The organism is Prevotella sp. (genome assembly GCF_036570325.1).
Taxonomy (GTDB): domain Bacteria; phylum Bacteroidota; class Bacteroidia; order Bacteroidales; family Bacteroidaceae; genus Prevotella.
The window spans coordinates 34,568-54,492 of record NZ_DATCYK010000092.1; the positions used below are offsets into that span (position 1 = coordinate 34,568).

The 19,925-nt window shown below is 50.0% G+C and carries 12 protein-coding genes and 1 pseudogene; 5 read left to right on the top strand and 8 right to left on the bottom strand.

Annotation, left to right across the window (positions count from 1 at the left end; translation table 11 throughout):
* Window positions 1-380: 380 nt before the first annotated feature.
* The 7 genes and pseudogenes from VIR50_RS09275 to VIR50_RS09305 form a co-directional block, all read right to left on the bottom strand.
* Complete coding sequence (locus tag VIR50_RS09275; protein ID WP_331934845.1) at window positions 381-1,130, bottom strand: exodeoxyribonuclease III; 750 nt, start codon at window positions 1,128-1,130, stop codon at window positions 381-383.
* Window positions 1,131-1,153: 23 nt separating this feature from the next.
* Window positions 1,154-1,786 (bottom strand): DUF4840 domain-containing protein, encoded by a 633-nt coding sequence (locus VIR50_RS09280; protein ID WP_331934846.1) that lies wholly within the window; start codon window positions 1,784-1,786, stop codon window positions 1,154-1,156.
* 65 nt (window positions 1,787-1,851) lie between these two features.
* Entirely contained in the window at window positions 1,852-2,445 is a 594-nt protein-coding gene (gene folE / locus VIR50_RS09285; RefSeq protein WP_331934847.1) for a GTP cyclohydrolase I FolE, read from the bottom strand.
* Window positions 2,446-2,481: 36 nt separating this feature from the next.
* Window positions 2,482-3,216, bottom strand: coding sequence for an SPOR domain-containing protein (locus VIR50_RS09290; RefSeq protein WP_331934848.1), 735 nt, complete (start codon window positions 3,214-3,216; stop codon window positions 2,482-2,484).
* 91 nt (window positions 3,217-3,307) lie between these two features.
* Window positions 3,308-5,380, bottom strand: a pseudogene (locus VIR50_RS09295) (BT_3928 family protein).
* Window positions 5,367-5,915, bottom strand: a complete 549-nt coding sequence (locus tag VIR50_RS09300; protein ID WP_331934849.1) for a DUF1599 domain-containing protein — start codon at window positions 5,913-5,915, stop codon at window positions 5,367-5,369. The pseudogene VIR50_RS09295 and the gene VIR50_RS09300 overlap by 14 nt, the downstream one beginning before the upstream one ends.
* A gap of 58 nt (window positions 5,916-5,973) precedes the next feature.
* Entirely contained in the window at window positions 5,974-6,384 is a 411-nt protein-coding gene (locus tag VIR50_RS09305; protein ID WP_331934850.1) for a hypothetical protein, read from the bottom strand.
* 125 nt (window positions 6,385-6,509) lie between these two features.
* Between VIR50_RS09305 and VIR50_RS09310 the strand changes: the two genes are divergently transcribed.
* From VIR50_RS09310 to lpxA, 5 genes are all read left to right on the top strand, one after another.
* The gene (locus VIR50_RS09310; RefSeq protein WP_331934851.1) at window positions 6,510-7,964 is read left to right on the top strand and encodes a CCA tRNA nucleotidyltransferase; all 1,455 of its coding nucleotides are present in this window, start codon (window positions 6,510-6,512) and stop codon (window positions 7,962-7,964) included.
* Window positions 7,965-8,878: 914 nt separating this feature from the next.
* Complete coding sequence (locus VIR50_RS09315; RefSeq protein WP_331934852.1) at window positions 8,879-10,072, top strand: efflux RND transporter periplasmic adaptor subunit; 1,194 nt, start codon at window positions 8,879-8,881, stop codon at window positions 10,070-10,072.
* 9 nt (window positions 10,073-10,081) lie between these two features.
* Window positions 10,082-13,369, top strand: a complete 3,288-nt coding sequence (locus VIR50_RS09320; protein WP_331934853.1) for an efflux RND transporter permease subunit — start codon at window positions 10,082-10,084, stop codon at window positions 13,367-13,369.
* On the top strand, window positions 13,356-14,756 hold the full coding sequence (locus VIR50_RS09325; RefSeq protein ID WP_331934854.1) for an efflux transporter outer membrane subunit: 1,401 nt from the start codon (window positions 13,356-13,358) through the stop codon (window positions 14,754-14,756). The genes VIR50_RS09320 and VIR50_RS09325 overlap by 14 nt, the downstream gene beginning before the upstream one ends.
* A gap of 20 nt (window positions 14,757-14,776) precedes the next feature.
* Window positions 14,777-15,559, top strand: a complete 783-nt coding sequence (gene lpxA, locus VIR50_RS09330) for an acyl-ACP--UDP-N-acetylglucosamine O-acyltransferase (protein ID WP_331934855.1) — start codon at window positions 14,777-14,779, stop codon at window positions 15,557-15,559.
* Window positions 15,560-15,700: 141 nt separating this feature from the next.
* Here lpxA and VIR50_RS09335 read toward each other — a convergent pair.
* A partial coding sequence (locus VIR50_RS09335) for an AAA domain-containing protein (protein ID WP_331934856.1) occupies window positions 15,701-19,925 on the bottom strand: 4,225 nt, incomplete at its 5' end.

Genomic DNA, 19,925 nt, shown 5'->3' on the forward strand with positions numbered 1-19,925 from the left:
GGTAGCTTGAATCAACAGGTGTGGGGCAGCAGAGCGTAAAGAAGATGGTCCTTGGTTTTGTGAGAGCTTAGCTTTGGGCGTGTCAAAAGGCTGTTTTGACCGTGTAAAAGGGCAGGTATGACCGTGCGAAAGGGCTGCTTTAGCAACTTGCTTACCATGCGTCGGCTGCCAACCTTTCGGCTGATGGCCGATTTGCTTGCTAACTCACGCTCCGTGATAACGAAATAGATAAAGAGGGAGAGACTGCTGATAAGAAGTTTCCTTGTTAACTCGGGTTGTCAATTGGTTAACGGGAAACTTATTTACTCGTCCGCTTTCATGATGTGAAAAGAAAAAGGCTCTTTCACGCCGATTGATGGTGAAAGAGCCTATAAGAGGTTTTATTTGAGTGTAAGTTCCACGGGACAGTGGTCGCTTCCGTAGATGTCGGTGTGGATGTCGGCACCTTGCAGACGGTCGCGCAGGCGATCCGAAATGAGGAAATAGTCGATACGCCACCCCGTGTTCTTCTCTCTGGCATGGAAACGATAGCTCCACCAGCTGTAAGTAACCTGCTCGGGATGGAGCCAACGGAACGAGTCGGTGAAGCCACTGCTGAGCAATGTGGTCATCTTTGATCGCTCCTCATCGGTGAATCCGGCGTTGCGGCGGTTGGTCTTGGGGTTCTTCAGGTCGATTTCCTCATGGGCCACGTTGAGGTCACCGCACACGATGACCGGCTTGTTGGCGTCGAGCCGACACATGTAGGCTCGGAAATCATCTTCCCATTTCATGCGATAGTCGAGGCGGCGCAGCTCGTCCTGCGAGTTGGGCGTGTAGACGGTGATGAGGTAAAAGTCGTCATATTCAAGCGTGATGACACGTCCTTCGTGGTCGTGTTCATCGATTCCCATGCCGTAGGTAACGCTGATGGGGTGGTGCTTTGTGTAGATGGCAGTGCCGCTGTAGCCTTTTTTATCGGCATAGTTCCAGTAACTTTCATAGCCCTCGAATTGAAGATCGAGCTGTCCGGCTTGCATTTTCGTCTCCTGAAGACAAAAAAAGTCTGCGTCGAGCTGCCGGAAAGATTGTTCAAATTCCTTTCCTACAGCGGCACGCAGACCGTTCACGTTCCATGAAATAAACTTCATATCGTTGCGTTGTTTTTTATTGCTTATACTTTGGTTCTTAGGATGAAGATGTTGTTGATGGGGTAGGTCGACTGGTCTATCTTTAGTTCCTTCACCAGCAGATAGATGATGTTTTGCCCTTTAAAGAACTGCATGATGGGGTAATAATACGTGCCATAGGGTTGCAGAGCCGTCGGACTGAAAATAAGTTCGCAGGCTTTTCCCTCGTGATTGAACACGATTTTATAGTCTTTAGGCACGACTTGGAACTGATAGAATTGGTTGTCCCAGTCGGCTTTAGTTATATAATAAGGTGTATAGATGCCGGCAATGAGGCGCTGGTTATTCATCTTTTCCACCGTTTCCTTGGCGGTTTTGTCGTACAGATATTGTGCGAATTGCTTCATGGGCAATGATTCTACGGTGAGCGTGGAGTCGCTTCCGCTGATGGTCCATGTAACGGCTACGGAGTCTCTCTTGTGGCTTGTGGCGTCAGCATAGTACATCCAGCCGGTGTAGTTACCCGTGGTTGCGTTGAGTATTTGCATTCGTTGCGCGTGTGTGAGGTATAAAACTTTGGATTGTTCGTCATCATTCCCGTCACCAAGACAGGAACATAAGGATGTCACTGCGAATACGCAGCCCATCAACATGAGTAATAAGTTCTGCTTTTTCATATTCGTTTGGTTTTAAAAAGTTAGGTATATAAGTTCTTAGGATTGTGGTCTAAGCCCATTGGGGATTAGATTCTTTTCGATTCTCCTCGCAAAAGGTTCATGAATTCCTCACGTGTTTTGGCTTGGTTGAACGCCCCGCTGAAGTCGCTTGTGGTCGTGATGGAGTTCTGCTTCTCTATGCCCCGCATCTGCATGCACATGTGCTTGGCCTCTACGACCACCATCACGCCCAGTGGTTTGAGCGTGTCTTGGATGCAATCTTTTATCTGTTGGGTGAGACGTTCCTGCACTTGCAGGCGATGGCTGAAGATGTCTACCACTCTCGCTATCTTGCTCAGGCCCGTTATGTAGCCATTGGGAATGTAGGCCACGTGGGCTTTGCCGTAGAAAGGAAGCATGTGGTGTTCGCACATAGAGAAGAAATCGATGTCTTTTACAATGACCATTTGATTGTATTTTTCCGCGAAGAGAGCGTCGGTCAGTACCTTGTGAGGGTCTTGCGTGTATCCTCGGGTAAGCACTTGCATGGCCTTTGCCACTCGCAGGGGAGTTTTTTGAAGTCCCTCACGCTCTGGGTCCTCGCCCAAAAGGGTTAGGACCGACTTGTAATGGCCGGCCAATTCGTCGAGCCCTTCTCTATATTCTGGTTCCGGATTCATAATGATTGTGTGGCGAAGCGTGGCGCTTCGTCCGTTTTAATATTGTACGGTGATTTTGCCCCTGACGATCGATGCTTGTCTGTAGCCCATGGCTTTTACGCGCTGGAGCATGCGGTTGGCTTCCTCGAAGGAGCGATAGTTGCCTATGCGACATATCCATCGGGGTGAGTAGAAGTGCACGTAGACGGGCTCGTCGGGGTATTTCATTTTTATCTTGGAGCCTATTTGTTCGGCTTTGATTCTGTCTTGTCGGGAGTTACCGCCGGCAAATGCCTGTACGCGATAGCCGGTAACTTTGTAGCTTCTGCGCATGATTTTCTTGCGCATGTCGACGGTTGGCGTTTCCGTTCCGTCCTCTTCAGAACTTCGGTGCTCCGTAGGCTCCTGCTTACGGTCGGCCGTCTGTCTGTCGTTTTCCTTCTTGTCGGCGTCGTGGCGGTCGGCTTTTGTCGAGTCGGGCTTGGTCTCGTGCTGTGTATCTTTCCTGATACTGTCGGGCAAAGCCTCTTTCTTCTCGTTTTTGGGTGCCTTCTTGATACTGTCGCTTTTGGCGGCTTGCGGTGTAGCTGTCGCCTTTTCTTTCGCCGTGGAGGCGGTTGTGGAGGTATTGGCGCTGCGGCCGTTTACCAAATCTTCAATCTGTTTGCTTTGATGAATCGTCACGCTTCCTTGCCCATTCTTTTGCTTCTGAATGTGCTCGGTATAAGTCTGTGCGGTGGCAGTGGCCATGCAGCAGCTCAGCATGAAGAATAATGTGACGAAAAAGTGCATAGTTGAGTCGGTTTAAAGAAAGTATGGGGTGGGGCGGCGTGACCCAAGTGGCTGTCGCCTTGCCCACCCTATACCGGCTATTGAGTGATGATTACTTCTTCCAAGCGTCGATGATACCCTTGAAGTCTGCGCATTTCAAAGAGGCGCCGCCAATCAAGCCACCATCAATATTGGGCTTAGAGAAGAGTTCGGGAGCGTTGGAAGCCTTGCAGCTACCGCCATAGAGGATAGAAGTTTCATCAGCAACTTCTTGTCCGAACTGCTCTGCTACGATGGAACGAATGTAAGCCAACATCTCTTCTGCTTGATCAGAAGTAGCGGTCTTGCCGGTTCCGATGGCCCAAATTGGCTCATAAGCGAGAACGATGTTCTTCCATTCCTCGGCTGAAAGGTTGAATACGCTGCCTTCGAGCTCTGCCTTTACAACCTCGTTCTGGCGGTTTGACTCGCGCTCTTCGAGGGTTTCACCGCAGCAGAAGATAATCTTCAAGCCGTTAGCCAATGCCAACTGTACCTTTTCTTTCAGGATTTCAGCGGTCTCTCCGTAGTATTCGCGACGCTCAGAGTGGCCTAAGATAACGTATTGAGCGCCAGTGCTCTTTACCATTTCGGCTGAAACTTCGCCCGTGTAGGCACCTTTGGCCTGATTGGCGCAGTCTTCTGCTCCAAGGGCTACGACATTCTGGTCGAGTACGTCAGCTACTTTGGCAAGGTGGATGAAGGGTGTGCAGATAACAACTTCGCAGTTAGGTTTGTCTGCTGTCATAGCTTCATTGATTTCCTTTGCCAGCGCAATACCGTCTTGCAGGTTCATGTTCATTTTCCAGTTGCCTGCTACAATTTTCTTTCTCATTGTCGTTTTTTTTATTAAAATTAGTGTTAGAATTGATTGTTATTGTCGTTTCTTGAATTTCAAGTACCTTGTCCACGCCCATATTCGGTCGGCCAGCGTCAGCAAGAAGAGCGGAAGTAGGAAGATAAGCATAATCTTCATGACCTTGTTGGCTGTGGAGTTGTCGGGTTGTCGGCCTATTTCCAATTGGGCCAAGGGCTTGTCCGTGATTGTGAGCCGTGGTAGGTTGTTGTGGCTCCACTTGCCGATGATGCGGCCATCCTTTATCAAGAGGAGGCCGGGATTGCTGCGAACGATGGTTTTGAGTGTCGTTTCGTCGGTCGTGGCAAAGGGATATTGGGCGCCGGTATTGTCGCTCCAAGTCTGTATGTTGCCTTCGGTGCTGGCCGTGAGACAATAGAATGGAACGTCATGGGCCTTGGAATAGTCGTATATTTGATTGATATAACCGAAGTTACTGTCGTCGGCGTACTCCACGTGGGGGGCTATCAAGAGGAACGTGTAGCGCTTGTCGTTGAGTACGGAGTCGGTGATGTTCTCGCCGTTAAGCTCAATGGAGAAATCGTGGATGGGCGGAACGTAACCTTCTTCGGTTTGAATGGTTTTGCTATCTACGAATTCCCATGTGGAATCAGGGTAGTTATTGAGCGTAAATTCCTTTTTTACGCCGTCCTTTTGCAGGATAAATGTAGTTTCAAACTTAGGCTGTTTGGCGCCCGGCGGTATCTTCGTGCCTTCCCGTATGCTTGTTCCGACGCGGTAAGGGCGGAAATCGAACTGTGGAAGGAAGTAGAGACTGTACACGCTACCGGCCAAAATAAAGAATATGGTGTAGTTAATGACAATCCATTGGTTGCTCCGGCTGACAAAGCGAAGCATGCGGAGAGGCCACAGAACGGTGACAACGGCGCAGGCCAAGAGCACGCAGTTCTTGATGAGCGTCTCAATATTGGTCAGTCGGATGGCGTCGCCGAAGCACCCGCAGTCCTTTATCGGGTTGGCAATGGCCAGCCACAATGTGACAACCGTCATGAAACTCATGAACGCCACGGTAAGTTTGGTCGTCAGACGGCGGCGTATGGCGAAGAGCATAAATATGCCCAAACAGAATTCTAAGGCTGAAAGAGAAATGGAAGTAGCTAGCGTTACCCAATCGGGAACAATGCTTTGCCAGCCCAGTGCCTCAAGATAATCTTGTATTTTGTACTGAGTGCCGAGCGGATCGATGGCCTTGACGTATCCTGAAAAAATGAAAGTGAGCGCCAAGACGAACCTGCAAATGTTGACGATGATGGTTTTAAACTTGCTCATTTAGTTTGATAGCGCCGAAGACAGCGTAGTTGATGATATCCATGTAGTTGGCGTCAATGCCCTCACTTACGTAGGTTTGGCCATGAATATCTTCTATTTCCTTGATTCGTTGCAGCTTGGTGAGAATGAAATCGGTATAGCTGCTGACACGCATGGAGCGCCAAGCCTCGTCGTAATCGTGGTTCTTTTTGAGCATGAGCTCCAAGGCCTCAGAGGCGTGACGGTCGTAAAGCATGAGGGCTTCATCGGCAGTTACGTCGACCGAATCGACAAAACCTCGCTCTAATTGGATGAGACCAATGATTCCATAGTTGATGAGTGCCACGAATTCGGGCCTGATTCCTTCGCCTACCAATGACTCTTTCTTGATTTCAAGAGAGCGGATGCGCTTGGCCTTAATAAACAATTGATCGGTCAATGAGGCCGGGCGGAGAATGCGCCATGAGGCTCCATAGTCGTGCAACTTCTTACTGAAGAGCTCCCGACACTCGGTCATTACGGCCTTGAACTGTGCTTCCGTGTTTTGAATACTCATTTTACGAGGAAATATATTGACTGCAAAATTACTTATATTCTGCGAAATAACCAAATTATTACTTTGCTTTCATCTTGTGGCGGATGATTCTCACGGTGCCGCAAAGGGCCTCGTAACGGGCCTGAAGGGAGTCGCGCTTCACGCCAAGCATGTTGCGTTTGAAGCGATCGCTTTCCTTTGGGATGGCCGCCGTCGTGGCTTGCAGCAGTGAGTCGGTCTTGCCCACATCCTGCTGGGTCATCAAGAGCGACGCCTCCTGCCATAAGGCAAGGGCTCGTTTACGGGCTTCGATGGCCTTGGGATAGTCGGCCCGCAGCTTCAGAATGGAGTCCAAAGTAGCCTGATAGCGGCCTTCGGCGAAGAGTTGCTCAATCTTTTGCAGTCGGGCTTGGGCCTTCTCGTCGTCAGTAGGCCGGCAGGAACCCAGCAAGAGGGCGCCCAATAGGAATAGAATGATATTTGACTTCATTCTTGCAAAATTATAAAAATAATGTCATTTGCTTTTGGCAGCCCCGTCAATAATTGATAATCTGTGTTAATCTCTGTAATATGTATCGTTTTTTTTATACCTTTGCGCAATTAATTTTCAGAATAATGAGAACCCTTTCCAATGCCGATCTGGCAGCAATACTCAATCAAGATATTTTTCATAAAATCTCCGAAGCGGCCGATGGGCTTGGCGTCGACTGCTACGTTGTGGGCGGTTATGTGCGTGACTTGTTCTTGGAGCGCCCGTCAAACGACATCGATGTGGTCGTGGTTGGTAGCGGAATACGCGTGGCCGATGAGCTGAAGAAGCTCTTGGGCAGGCGTGCGCATATCTCGGTGTTCCGTAATTTCGGAACGGCGCAGGTGAAATACAAGGATATGGAGGTAGAGTTTGTCGGCGCACGGCGTGAGAGTTACAACCGCGACTCACGCAAACCGATAGTCGAAGACGGCACGTTGGAGGACGACCAAAACCGCCGCGACTTCACGATTAACGCCTTGGCGGTATGCCTGAACGCTGAAAGATTCGGCGAATTGGTGGACCCTTTCGATGGCATTTACGACATGGAGGATGGCATTATTCGCACACCGCTCGATCCGGACATAACGTTCAGCGACGATCCTTTGCGCATGTTGCGCTGTGTTCGCTTTGCTACGCAGCTCAACTTTTATATCGAAGACGAGACGTTAGAGGCGCTCAAGCGCAATGCCCATAGGCTTAAGATTATCAGCGGGGAGCGCATTCAGGAGGAACTTAACAAGATAATGCTGTCCGACCATCCCAGCAAGGGCTTCTACTACATGCGTGAGACCGGTCTGCTCGACTTGGTATTACCCGAGTTAGTGGCGCTCGACTGCGTGGAAGTGCGCAACGGAAGGGCTCACAAAAACAACTATTACCATACGCTCGAGGTGCTGGAGAACCTCTGCAAAGCCCAGTCCGTGGCCGGCGCGAAGGTGCTGGAGGAGCATAAGTTGTGGCTGCGATGGGCCGCCTTGTTACACGATGTGGGCAAGCCCAAGAGCAAACGGTGGGAGCAGGTGCAAGGTTGGACCTTTCATAACCACAACCTCATAGGCGCCAAAATGGTGCCATCGATATTCAGAAGGCTGAAACTACCGCTCGATTCGAAGATGAAATACGTGCAGAAAATGGTCGACCTGCACATGCGTCCCATCGTAATTGCCGATGAGGAGGTGACCGACAGCGCCGTGCGTCGCTTGGTTAACGACGCCGGGGAGGATATAAACGAGCTGATGATGCTCTGCGAAGCCGATGTTACCAGCAAGAACAGCCAGCGTAAACAGCGGTTCCTGAACAATTTTAAGCTGGTGCGTGAGAAGATAGCCGACTTGGAAGAGCGTGATTACAAGCGCTTGTTACAGCCCGTGATTGACGGCAATGAGATTATGGAAATGTTCCATTTGGGACCTTCCCGTGAGGTTGGTACGCTGAAGCAGACCCTCAAGAACGCCGTACTCGATAACACTGTGCCCAATGAGCGTGAGGCGCTTATGGAGCTGTTGATGCAGAAAGCCAAGCAAATGGGGCTGGTGTAATGGGGGGTAGTTGACGAGTTGTTGGTTTTAGTTGACGAGTTTACAAGTAGACAAGTTAACAAGTTGTTAGTATAAGTGGACGAGTTTACGAGTAGACAAGTTAACGAGTTGTTAGTTTATTCTTTCATTCCACCATCAATTTGTTAACTCGTCAACTTATAACTTGTCTACTTGTTCCATTAACTTGTCAACTTATGCTATTATTTTTTTCTATTTGTTAGCCATCAACTCGTTAACTTGTCTACTTGTAAACTCGTCCACTTATACTAACAACTCGTCCACTTGTTCCTTCAACTCGTTATTTTTACCTTTCTCAAAGCTGCCCTTTTGTGTTGCCAAAGCAGCCCTTTGAGCCGCCCATAACGGGCCTTTTACTCGCTCAAAGCTGCCCTTTTGTAGGACTACTTATTACCTTTATTGTTTTTGTTCACCAACTTGGTCGGCCGAGTCAGACCAATCTGACTTGTACAACCGGCCAGACTATGGTAACCCACACCCCATTATCAGCCGTCAACTCATTAATTAATACCATCAACTCGTCAATCAACAAGTTATTTACTCGCTCATTTTTACCATCCATTCGTCCACCGTCAACTTGTTTACTCATCTACTAAAACTAACAACTTGTTTACTTGTCAACTTGTCTACTCGTCAACTTCCACAAACATCTCGTCCACTCCTATCTTCATGACATAGGTCATTTTTATCTCCTAACAAGTAGGTATTCTTTATAAAAAGAGTTAAAAGAGGCGACTGTGGCTTATCAACCTATTGATATTATTTGTACATTTGCACTGCAAAAACTTAAATACGACATTAAGTTTTCTGTTTTCTAAGTGAAGAAAACGTCCTTTCCGATGTTGGGATAATGTTTTTATTCGATTTCAGCATATAATATATAATATAAATAAGGTATGAAAATTAAAAGTCTTTTGTTAGTAGTGGCTGCTGCCACATCGTTGGCTTCATGTGGCGGTGGTGGCGGAATGCCTAAGTTTGGTGATGATGAGTTCCCCGTCTTGACGGTTGGTTCAAGCAGCGCATCATTGCAAACGACCTATCCGGCTACGATTAAAGGTATTCAAGATGTGGAGGTTCGCCCCAAAGTTTCAGGATTTATCACGAAAGTTTATGTGCACGAAGGCCAGACCGTTTCGGCCGGTCAGGTGCTTTTCAGCATAGACAGCGAGACCTATCGTGCGGCCGTTCAGCAGGCACAAGCTGGCGTTAACACCGCCAGAGCGCAGATGAATACGGCTCGTTTGACATTTGAGAACAACAAAAAGCTGTTCGAGAAGAATGTGATAGGCCAGTATGAGCTGTCTACTGCGCAGAATGCTTACGCCACGGCGCAGGCTGCTGTGGCACAAGCGCAGGCTGCTTTGACTGCGGCCAAGGAGCAGTTGAGCTGGTGTCAGGTAACAAGTCCGTCGGCAGGTGTCGTGGGTAGCCTTCCCTTTAAGGTGGGTGCGCTCGTCAGTGCGTCCAATGCGCTGACCACGGTTTCGGAGATTGGCACGGTGGAAGTGTTCTTCTCTATGTCTGAAAGTGAAATGTTGAATCTCACGAAAACGGCCGGCAATGTCAATGCTGCGCTGCAATCCATGCCCGCAGTGAAGCTCCAATTGGCTGACGGAACCATTTATAACCACCCCGGCAAGGTTGTCAAGGCCAGCGGAGTTATTGATCAGGCCACGGGTGCCGTTACTTTGATTGCTCATTTTGCCAATCCCGAGAAACTGTTGAAGAGCGGTGGTGCCGGTCAGATTATCATTCCGAGCAATAGCAACAACGCCATTCAGTTGCCACAAGAGGCTTGTTCTGAGGTGCAGGATAAGATATTTGTCTTTAAGGTAGGCGCTGATAACAAGGTGAAGTCCACGGAAATCAAGGTCAATCCGCAGAACGATGGCAAGCAGTACATCGTAACCTCGGGCTTGAGCGTAGGCGATCGCGTGGTGGCGAAAGGCCTCACGAAGTTGACCGATGGGCAGGCTATCAAGCCAATCACGCTCGATCAGTATCAGAAGAAAATCGATGACGCGGCCAAATTGGGCGAAAAGCAAGGTACGGCCAAAGGATTCATCGACGCAATGAAATCTAAATAAAGCAAGATTATGACATTTACAAACTTCATAAAACGCCCGGTACTGTCGACGGTGGTCTCCATCTTCTTCGTCTTACTGGGCACCATCGGCCTCGTGTCGCTGCCTATTGAGCAGTATCCCGACATTGCTCCACCAACCATCGTTGTGATGACGACTTATCAGGGAGCCGACGCGCAGACCGTATTGAACTCCGTTGTGACGCCGCTTGAGGAGAGTATCAACGGTGTGGAGAACATGACTTACATGTCATCTACGGCCACCAACTCGGGCTCGGCTATGATAACGGTGTATTTCAAGCAAGGTTCGGACGCCAACATGGCCGCCGTCAACGTGCAGAACCGTGTGCAGCAGGCCCAAGCTTTGCTGCCTGCTGAGGTTACGCGTGTGGGTGTTACGGTGAGCAAGCGCCAGTCGTCCAACGTTATCATGTATTCGTTGACTACCGACGACAGCCGTTATGATGGCCAGTTCCTGACCAACTATAACAATATTAATATCATTCCGCTCCTCAAACGTATCAATGGTGTGGGCGACGTGCAGTCTCCTTCCATGGCCAATTACTCCATGCGTATTTGGCTGAAGCCCGATAAGATGAAGCTCTATGGGCTTGTTCCTTCTGATATTTCGGGCATATTGGCCGAGCAGAACATTGAGGCTGCCCCGGGATCGTTGGGCGAGAACGGCTCGGTTTCGTATGAGTACGCCTTGCGTTACAAGGGACGCTTGAAGAGTGCGACCGAGTTTGAGAACATACTCATAACGAGTTCAACTACCGGACAGACCTTGCGATTGAAAGATGTGGCCGATATAGAGCTTGGTTCTTTGATGTATAACGTCAATTTGATTAACAATGGGCACCCCGCCGTTATGGGTATGGTCAATCAGATTGCCGGTTCCAATGCCACCGACATCGCCACTGACGTGAAGGCTGCGCTCGAAGAGGCCAGTAAGTCTTTCCCTCCGGGCTTGAAATATACCATTGAGCAAGATACCACCGAGTTCCTTTTCGCTTCTATCGAGGAGGTTATCATGACGTTGGTCATTACTTTGGTGCTCGTGTTCCTCGTGGTTTATATCTTCCTTCAGGACATGCGCTCAACACTGATTCCGCTGATTGCCGTGCCCGTAGCGTTGATAGGAACGTTCTTCTTCCTATGGGTATTCGGCTTCTCCATCAACTTGCTTGTGCTCTCAGCCTTGCTGTTGGCCATCGCTATCGTGGTAGACGACGCCATTGTGGTGGTCGAAGCGGTGCACGCCAAGCTCGATCAGGGCTATCAGAGTGCGCTCACGGCGTCTATCGACGCGATGAACGAGATTTCGGGAGCTATCATTTCCATTACTTTGGTGATGGCAGCCGTGTTCGTACCGGTGTCCTTCCTCGGCGGAACATCAGGTACTTTCTACCGTGAGTTCGGTGTGACGATGGCCGTGTCTATCGTGATTTCGGCTGTCAACGCGTTGACCCTTTCGCCCGCTTTGTGTGCTATCTTGCTGAAACCGCATGAGGGTGAGAAGAATGAGAGTAACAAATCGTTTGTCAGCCGTTTCCATTCTAATTTTAATAAGGTATTCGATCGTACGACTGAGAAATATAAGAAAGGTGTTACTTTCTTCATAAATCATAAGGTACTCACGGGCAGTTCCATCGTCGTAGGTATCGTTGCGCTGTCTGTTTTGATGTCGACTACCAAGACGGGGTTGGTTCCTAATGAAGATACCGGTACACTGTTCGTCATGATTTCTGCCGCTCCGGGTACCAGTCAGGAGCGAACCAAGGAGATAGTGCATGAGGTTGACAAGATGTTGGCAGGCAATCCGGCCATTCAACGGCGTGAGGCTATCATCGGTTATAACTTCATTGCCGGTCAAGGTTCCGACCAAGCAACGTTCATTATCAAGCTGAAGCCGTTTGAAGAGCGGTCGGGTGGTTTCATCGCTCGTATCAAGAATGCTATCGTGAATGCCGATCCTATGGCGTTGTTTGTCAATCCTTTGGAGGCCAACTCGGTGTTGGGAATGATTTATAAGCAGACGGCAGCCATCAAGGATGCACAGATTTTGGCTTTCGGTCCTCCCATGATTCCCGGTTTCTCCGTACAGAATGGTATCACGATGACCATGCAGGACAAGACCGGTGGCGACCTTAACAAATTCTTCCAGCTCACACAAAGCTTCTTGCAAGAGCTTAATAAGCGTGAGGAAATCCAAACGGCGATGACCACTTATAACCCTAATTATCCGCAATACATGGTAGATGTGGACGTGGCTAAGGCCAAGCAGGCCGGTATTTCCCCAACAGCCGTGTTGGCAACGTTGCAAGGTTATTTGGGTGGTATGTACGCTTCTAACTTCAATGCCTATGGAAAGCTGTTCCGAGTAATGATTCAGGCCAGCCCCAACGACCGTATGCGTCCCGACCAGTTGAGCAATATCTATGTGCGCACGGCCAGCGGTCAGATGTCGCCGGTGTCCGAGTTCTGCACCCTGAAGCGTGTTTACGGTCCGTCCAATATCGCCCGTTTCAACCTCTTTACGGCCATTAACGTGAGTGTGACGCCCGCTACGGGTTACTCAACGGGTCAGGCTATGCAGGCCATTGCCGAGGTTTCAAAGAATGTTTTGCCCGCGGGCTACGGCTATGAGTACTCCGGTTTGACGCGTTCCGAGGCTGAAAGCAGCAATTCCACGGCCCTTGTGTTCGTCCTTTGCTTGGTTTTCGTCTACTTGATATTGAGCGCTCAGTATGAGAGTTACATCCTTCCATTGGCTGTTATCTTGTCTATACCGTTCGGATTGGCCGGCGCTTTCGTCTTTACGCTGCTCTTTGGTCACGCCAACGACATCTACATGCAGATTTCACTCATCATGTTGATTGGTTTGTTGGCCAAGAATGCCATCTTGATTGTGCAGTTCGCATTGGAGAGAAGACGCACCGGTATGGCCATCCGTTACTCTGCTATCTTGGGAGCAGGGGCCCGTTTGCGTCCTATTTTGATGACTTCGTTGGCCATGATTATCGGTTTGCTGCCTCTGATGTTCGCTTCGGGTGTGGGAAAGAATGGTAACCAGACGTTAGGAGCTGCCGCTGTGGGCGGTATGTTGATAGGAACGATATGCCAAATATTCGTCGTTCCGGCCCTTTTCGCCGTCTTCCAATGGTTGCAAGAGCGCTTTACGCCGATTACATTTGAGGATGAAGAGAATTCGGAAGCAGCCGCTGAGCTTGAGCAATATGCCCATGCACAGGGTGCTGTGACACCAGTAACTTATAAGAATCAGTATGATGAAAAGTAAATTATATACCATTCTCGCCATAGGACTTGCAGTATTCACTTTGAGTAGCTGCAAAAGCCTATACGGGAAGTACGAACGTCCGGAGGTGAATACCGCAGGATTGGTGCGTGACGCGCTATCCGACAAGGAGACGTTGGCTGTGACTGACACGGCGAGTTTCGCCAACATACCATGGCGCAGTGTCTTTACGGACCCTTATTTGCAGACCCTTATTCAGAAAGGTCTCGACAATAATCCCGATCTTTTGAACGCTGCGCTCAATGTGAAGATGGCCGAGGCCCAGCTCAAAGCTGCAAAGCTGTCGTTCCTGCCCTCGTTCGCTTTCACGCCGCAAGGTACCATCTCTTCGTGGGATGGTAGCAAAGCGAACAAGATTTACAGCCTTCCCATCAACGCGAGTTGGAATGTTGACCTCTTTGGAACGCTGCTCTCATCGAAACGGGCGGCGCAAGTGGGCCTCTTGCAGACGAAGGATTACCAAGTAGCTGTCAAGACAAACATCATCGCAGGCATAGCTAACATGTATTACACGCTGCTCATGCTGGATAAGCAAATGGAGCTTGTAAATGATATGGAGCAATTGACGAAGGACACATGGGACATCATGAAGCTGCAGAAAGACGCCGTCATCGGTATTCGTTCTACGGCCGTGCAGAGCGCTGAGGCCAACTATTACTCCGTACTTGTGCAAAAAACGGACATCCGTCGTCAGATTCGGGAAACGGAGAATGCCCTCTCTCTGCTGATAGGTCAGCAGGCGCAGGCCATCACCCGTGGCAAAATAGAAGACCAAGTGTTGCCTTCCAACTTCTCGACAGGCGTTGGTATCCAGTTGCTTAACAACCGTGCGGACGTTCATGCGGCCGAAATGAACTTGGCGCAATGCTTCTATAACGTGCAGACAGCACGGAGTCGATTCTATCCCGGGCTGAATATCAATGCCAGCGGTGCCTACACCAACAATGGCGGTATGGGCATTGTGAATCCCGGAAAGTTACTCCTCACGGCCGTAGGCTCACTGACGCAGCCCATCTTTCAGAACGGTAAGCTCATCGCAGGCCTGAAAGTAGCGAAAGCTCAGTACGAACAAGCCTACAATACATGGCAGAATGCCATCCTCACTGCGGGCAGTGAAGTGAGCAATGCCCTTGTTCTTTACAACGCATCTGCCGAAAAGTCGAAGATAGAAGAGAAGCGGATAGCCGTATTAAAGCAGAACGTGGAGGATACCAAAGAGCTGATGTCGAGTGCCGGAAGCACCTATCTTGAGGTGATAACGGCCCAAAGCAGCCTGCTCAATACGGAACTTTCCAAGGTGGCCGACGACTTTAGCCGCATGCAAGCGATTGTCAATCTATACTCAGCCCTTGGTGGTGGAGCTAAATAAAAACAGAAAGGAATTTCATTATGGCAAGCGAAATCAGTCCTAAAGCAGAAGTTTCTCCGAAGGCAAAGATCGGTGATAACTGTAAGATATTCCCATTTGTCTACATCGAGGATGACGTAGTCATTGGCGACAACTGTATTATTTTCCCCTTCGTCAGTATCCTTAACGGCACCCGTATGGGCTCTGATAACAAGATACATCAGGGCGCTGTGGTCGGCGCACTGCCGCAAGACTTCCATTTCTGCGGTGATATAACCGAGTTGGTGATAGGCGATGGCAATATTATTCGTGAGAATGTGGTTATCAATAGGGCCACCCATAAGGGCGGACAGACCGTTATCGGCAACCATAACTTCCTGATGGAAGGCTCTCATATCTCGCATGATACGAAGGTAGGCGACCATTGTGTCTTCGGCTATGGTACCAAGATAGCCGGCGATTGCACCATTGGCAATGGCGTAATCTTCTCCTCTTCGGTGATAGAAAACGCCAAGACGCGTGTCGGCGACTGCGCTATGATTCAGGCCGGAACCACTTTCTCCAAGGATGTTCCACCTTATATTATAGCCGGAGGCAAGCCCGTAGGCTATAACGGACCAAATACCACGATGATGACAGCCCACGGTATTGACGAGAAAGTACAGAAACACGTGGCCAATGCCTATCGATTGGTATTCCATGGGCAGAACAGTGTGTTCGACGCCGTGCTGCAAATAAAGGACCAAGTGCCCGATAGCGTGGAGATACAAGCCATTGTTGACTTCATCAATGCTACTAAGTTAGGTATTATCAGTAAAATGTAATTCATACCTTTACATTTTATATTATACGAGAAGGGTTGACCGTGAGGTCAACCCTTCCATTTTTTATGACGTCGAAGCTCAAGGCGAGGGACATGGGCGCTGGGAAACGGACCCATGGAAGACCCCAAACGTTATCGCCCATTACCCATTCATAAAAATGTCATAGCTGAAAAGTAGCGTGCGGGGCATGCCCTCCCATTGGTAGGCGACGGCCGAATGGTCGTGGCGGAAAAGGTCGATGGCGGAGCCGATGACCTGCTTAAACACGTTGTAAGCGTTGATTTGATCTTCTCCCTCGGCATGTTCGGCGATGATTACGTACCGATTCATGGGGTAACGCTCTACGATTTGGCAAATCTGCCGGGCCAAACGCTCCGTAAATCGGGCCGAAACGTTGGGGAAAAAGCGTGATAAGTTGATGATGACCAATGACGATTGACCGGGCCAACGCTCCCAAAAACTATCGTCCGACGCCGGGAATGAAGTCCTCATTTCCGTGAGTAAGCGGTCTTGAAATATGCTTTCAAGGAACTGATAACCCAACTTTCTCATTTCCGCTGACGTGTCTATACCCGTATATACCATGCCGGGCGCTGCGTCGAGGAACCGCTCCGCAAAGGCAATACCGCAACTTGCCGGGCCACACCCCATGTCAATCATCCGCACACGGCCGTCTACCGACCTCATCAGCGGCTTGAGCCACGCCTCGCAATCGCCATAAACCGACCGACTGCTACTATAGTTCGACCGCATGAAATAGTAACAATAGGTAAGTACCTGCTGCTCAACCGACAAATAGTCGTTGGCCGCCACTTGCACCGGTTGGGAGAAATCTGTCTGCCCATAGCCTATGGCGTTCAGGCAAACATCCCTTTCCCATCCCCATACCTTGGCCTGTCCATCCGCTCCACTCTCTATTTTCATAGGGTGGAGCACATGCTTCCTAAAGGCCGTATCAAACCTTTCAGAAAGCGGGAATACGGCTTGCCCCATGTCGATTGCGGCCGATTCATACGGCGGCACGTCGAAACGACCGGCCATGTAGTCGTCTTTGGCTACGTGGAAATAGCCATGTTTGCTTTTCACAAAGGCCAAGAGCTTGTGGAAAATAAGGTTGTTCGACAATAATTCGGGCCAACCTACCATTACCAAATGCTCCTCGGCGCGCGTCATGGCCACGTTAAGTTTGCGGTCAACAAGGCTTCCGTCAATGTCTTCAAATACGTTATTGGTAAGGAAATTAAGCTGATAATACTTCTGAATGGTAAACCCATAGACGATATATTTGCGCTGTGAACCTTGGTAACGCTCCACTGTGTCGATGGTAATATCGTGTAACGGCGCTATGCCATAGCGGTCGATGGTGTTTCGGATGGTCGCTATCTGATTTCTGTAAGGTACGATTACGCCCACCGTTTCGGCTATATTGAAGCGCTCTTTCTCGATTTCGTATATCTTCACCACCGTTGCGGCGATGATGTCGGCCTCGTTTTGATTTACTTTATCCGACGAACTGTCCTGCGGCGGTTCCACGGCTATGAAGGCGATGCGCCGTGTTCGCAGCAGGTTGGTTATGCCGTCATGGGCCGGACCGGTAGCGGGGAGCATGGCGTTTTGGTGGGGCAACGGCACTATCTGCAACCTATTGTTATAGAAAGCGTAGTTGGGAAAGAGCCCGATGTCGTGGTGCATGCGCCCTTGTCGGCTGAGCATGTAGGTCAGCCGCGGGTCTTTGCCGTATTTGCGGAGCAGCCTTTCAAAGAGCGACTGCCTGCAATCGGTCAGTAAAATATCCTTCAGCAGGGCGTCGTTTACCCTCGATACCTCGGCCGTTTGCTGTACCACGGCCGTCAGTTGCTTGTGATCGCCTATGAAAACCACCTTTTTAATGGCAGGCGTACCGTTGTTGTGGGCGCTCAGCAGGCCGATAAGATGAGGCTCGAGAATTTGCGACGCCTCGTCGACCACGGCCAAACTAAACTGTTTGAGCTTGAATAATTGCAGGTTGGCGTTGAGCGCTGTCGTTGTGCCCACTACCACTCTGGCGGCCGTAAAGGCGTCTTTCAACTCGTTAATGTTGCTGCTTGCCTCCACACGAGCGGTCAAAAGCTTGTCCCGATAGCTGTCGGCGCACGTTAAACTGCCGCCTATCCTGATGAAATCAATGCCCTCTTCGTAGAGCTTACTGCATATTTCGTCCACGGCCCTATTGGTGTACGACATGAGCAGAAGGGTGCTCCCGGGCTCTGATAGCTCCTCTTTTACCGTATTGAGCATGCCAAAAGAAGTCTTGCCCGTGCCGGGCGGACCGATGATGAGGAAGAAATCGCGGGCTTGTTTCACCCGCAGCGATAAGTCGTTAAACGGCCCGTAGTCGCCCTTGAGACAGATGTTACCGTCAAATTGCGGCTCTCTTTGCAGCAAGAGGAGGTCGCGTCGCTCCCTCGGGGCCGACAAGAAAGCGTGCATACCCTTGTAAAGTGAGTTGTAGGACGACTCCATGAAGTCGTGCTCTATGGCCCATAGTCGGTCTTTTTCCTTGGCAAATACACGCCCATCGGCCTGCGCCGCCCGCAGTCTTAGCGTGATACTGTCGATACGCAGGTCGGCTATGGTACAGCGGAAGACCATCGTTTGCCGGGCGTCGGGCTCCTTATCGGAGTCGTAAGGGTAGAGTATCACGATGTCGCCCGTGCGGAAATTAGACATGTCGTTGTCGGCCGTTTCGGCGAAACGAAGCACTACTTGGCTTATTCTTCCCGTGGTTTGACCGTCGGGCGATACGAGGGTTAGGCGGTCGTAGATGTTGCCTGCCAAGCGTTTCTCTTCCAAAGAGTCGTGCCATTTGGCCGCAAAGCCCGAGTTCTCCTTGGTCTTGTTGCCTAATTTCGACAACATGTGCTCGTTTGAAACGAACGTGAGGAAGCGGAAATAATAGGCTTTCTCCAAGTCCGAAGCCGCATGGATGGGGGCCAAAACGTCAGCTATCTGCCCGTATTGGTAGTCGTTCCACAGTTTGTTATCTACCTTTTTAAGGTTCATTTGCTCGGGGGTGAGCGTTTCTAACAGCCTATAGCCGTGGGGAAGGGTATAGAGTAGCTCTGCCGAAGCTAAGCCGTTGCGTATCTTGATGGCCCTGAAGATGAGCTCGGGGGCAAATCCCATACCCAAAAGACTGTCGTTGTATTTGGAATAAAGCAAGAAAGCATGGAGCTCACGGCCGTTTTTCTCGTAAGTATCGCGGAAGTTATAGCGAATAAGCGCCATGTAGAGGAGCAGTTGTATATAGTGTTCCTCCCGATGGCGGGGCTTCATGAAGTGGTCGTAAGGGTACTCGCCCTTGCCCGATTTCTGCTCTAAGAGCACCTTGTAATCGAGCTGCAGGTAGTCCATACGCCCCTGCATACCGAGCAATTCCGAGAAAAACGAAGGCTCTACCATGCCTTCCTTGGCGTTGAAATGGCGCAGGGCCTTGGGCAGGGTGGTATGGAGCGCCTGCCTGATGTTTTGCTTTTGGCGCTGTGCTTCCTTGTGAAAATCGGGTCCTATGCCCGCCGTGAGCAGGCCGATAGCGTTATCTTTGAAGAAAGAAGCTACGCTTTGGGCATAGCTATGCGTATCGGGAAGTTGGTGGATAGACTCATCGAGCAACTGACCGGCCAAGTTTCCCAATACGATGGCTTCGGAGTTTTGGGACGGTTTGAGCCTATCGATGAGGCTGACGAGGGGCGATTCGGCGTAATTGGTGAAGCAATGGGCGATGGAAGATATATCGATGAGATAGTCGGGCTCAAAGATAATCAGCTCCGGATAGAGCGTGTCGCCTTCTTGCCGGGGGCGAATAAGATTGAGCTGGGCCCCCTTGTAGAACATTTCTTTTAAGTAACTCCAATCGAAATCATAGTATTTGTTATCGTGGGCGTAGGCAGCTTTCAGGCTGATACCATCAGATAACTCCTCGCACGGGCCGTAAACGAACTCGTCGTCCCACGCCTCCACGATCATGCGCAGGCGTTGGCCTATGAGCAGGGGCGTATGTGTGGTAGAGTGATGGGTAGGAAAGAGGGCCGCCAAACGTACGGGAACGGGCGTTTGATAGATGAAAGCGATAAACTCGCAAAGGTTTTTCAAGTCGGTAAGTCGATGGCGTTTCAGCTCGTCATCGGCCAATTCGGCGCGTCGTTTCAGCCTTACACGGGTATCGTTGACGGCATTGACGAGGGCGGTTGGTGCCCCATGCTCTTTCAAAAGATAGTCGGTCTTGGCGAAAGTGCCGCTAAGATTGAGCCGTGTGGCATGGGTTTGCTGCTCCAAACACTGCTGAAACACCTTGTTAAAGCGGCTGTATATCAGTTGATAGTTGGGC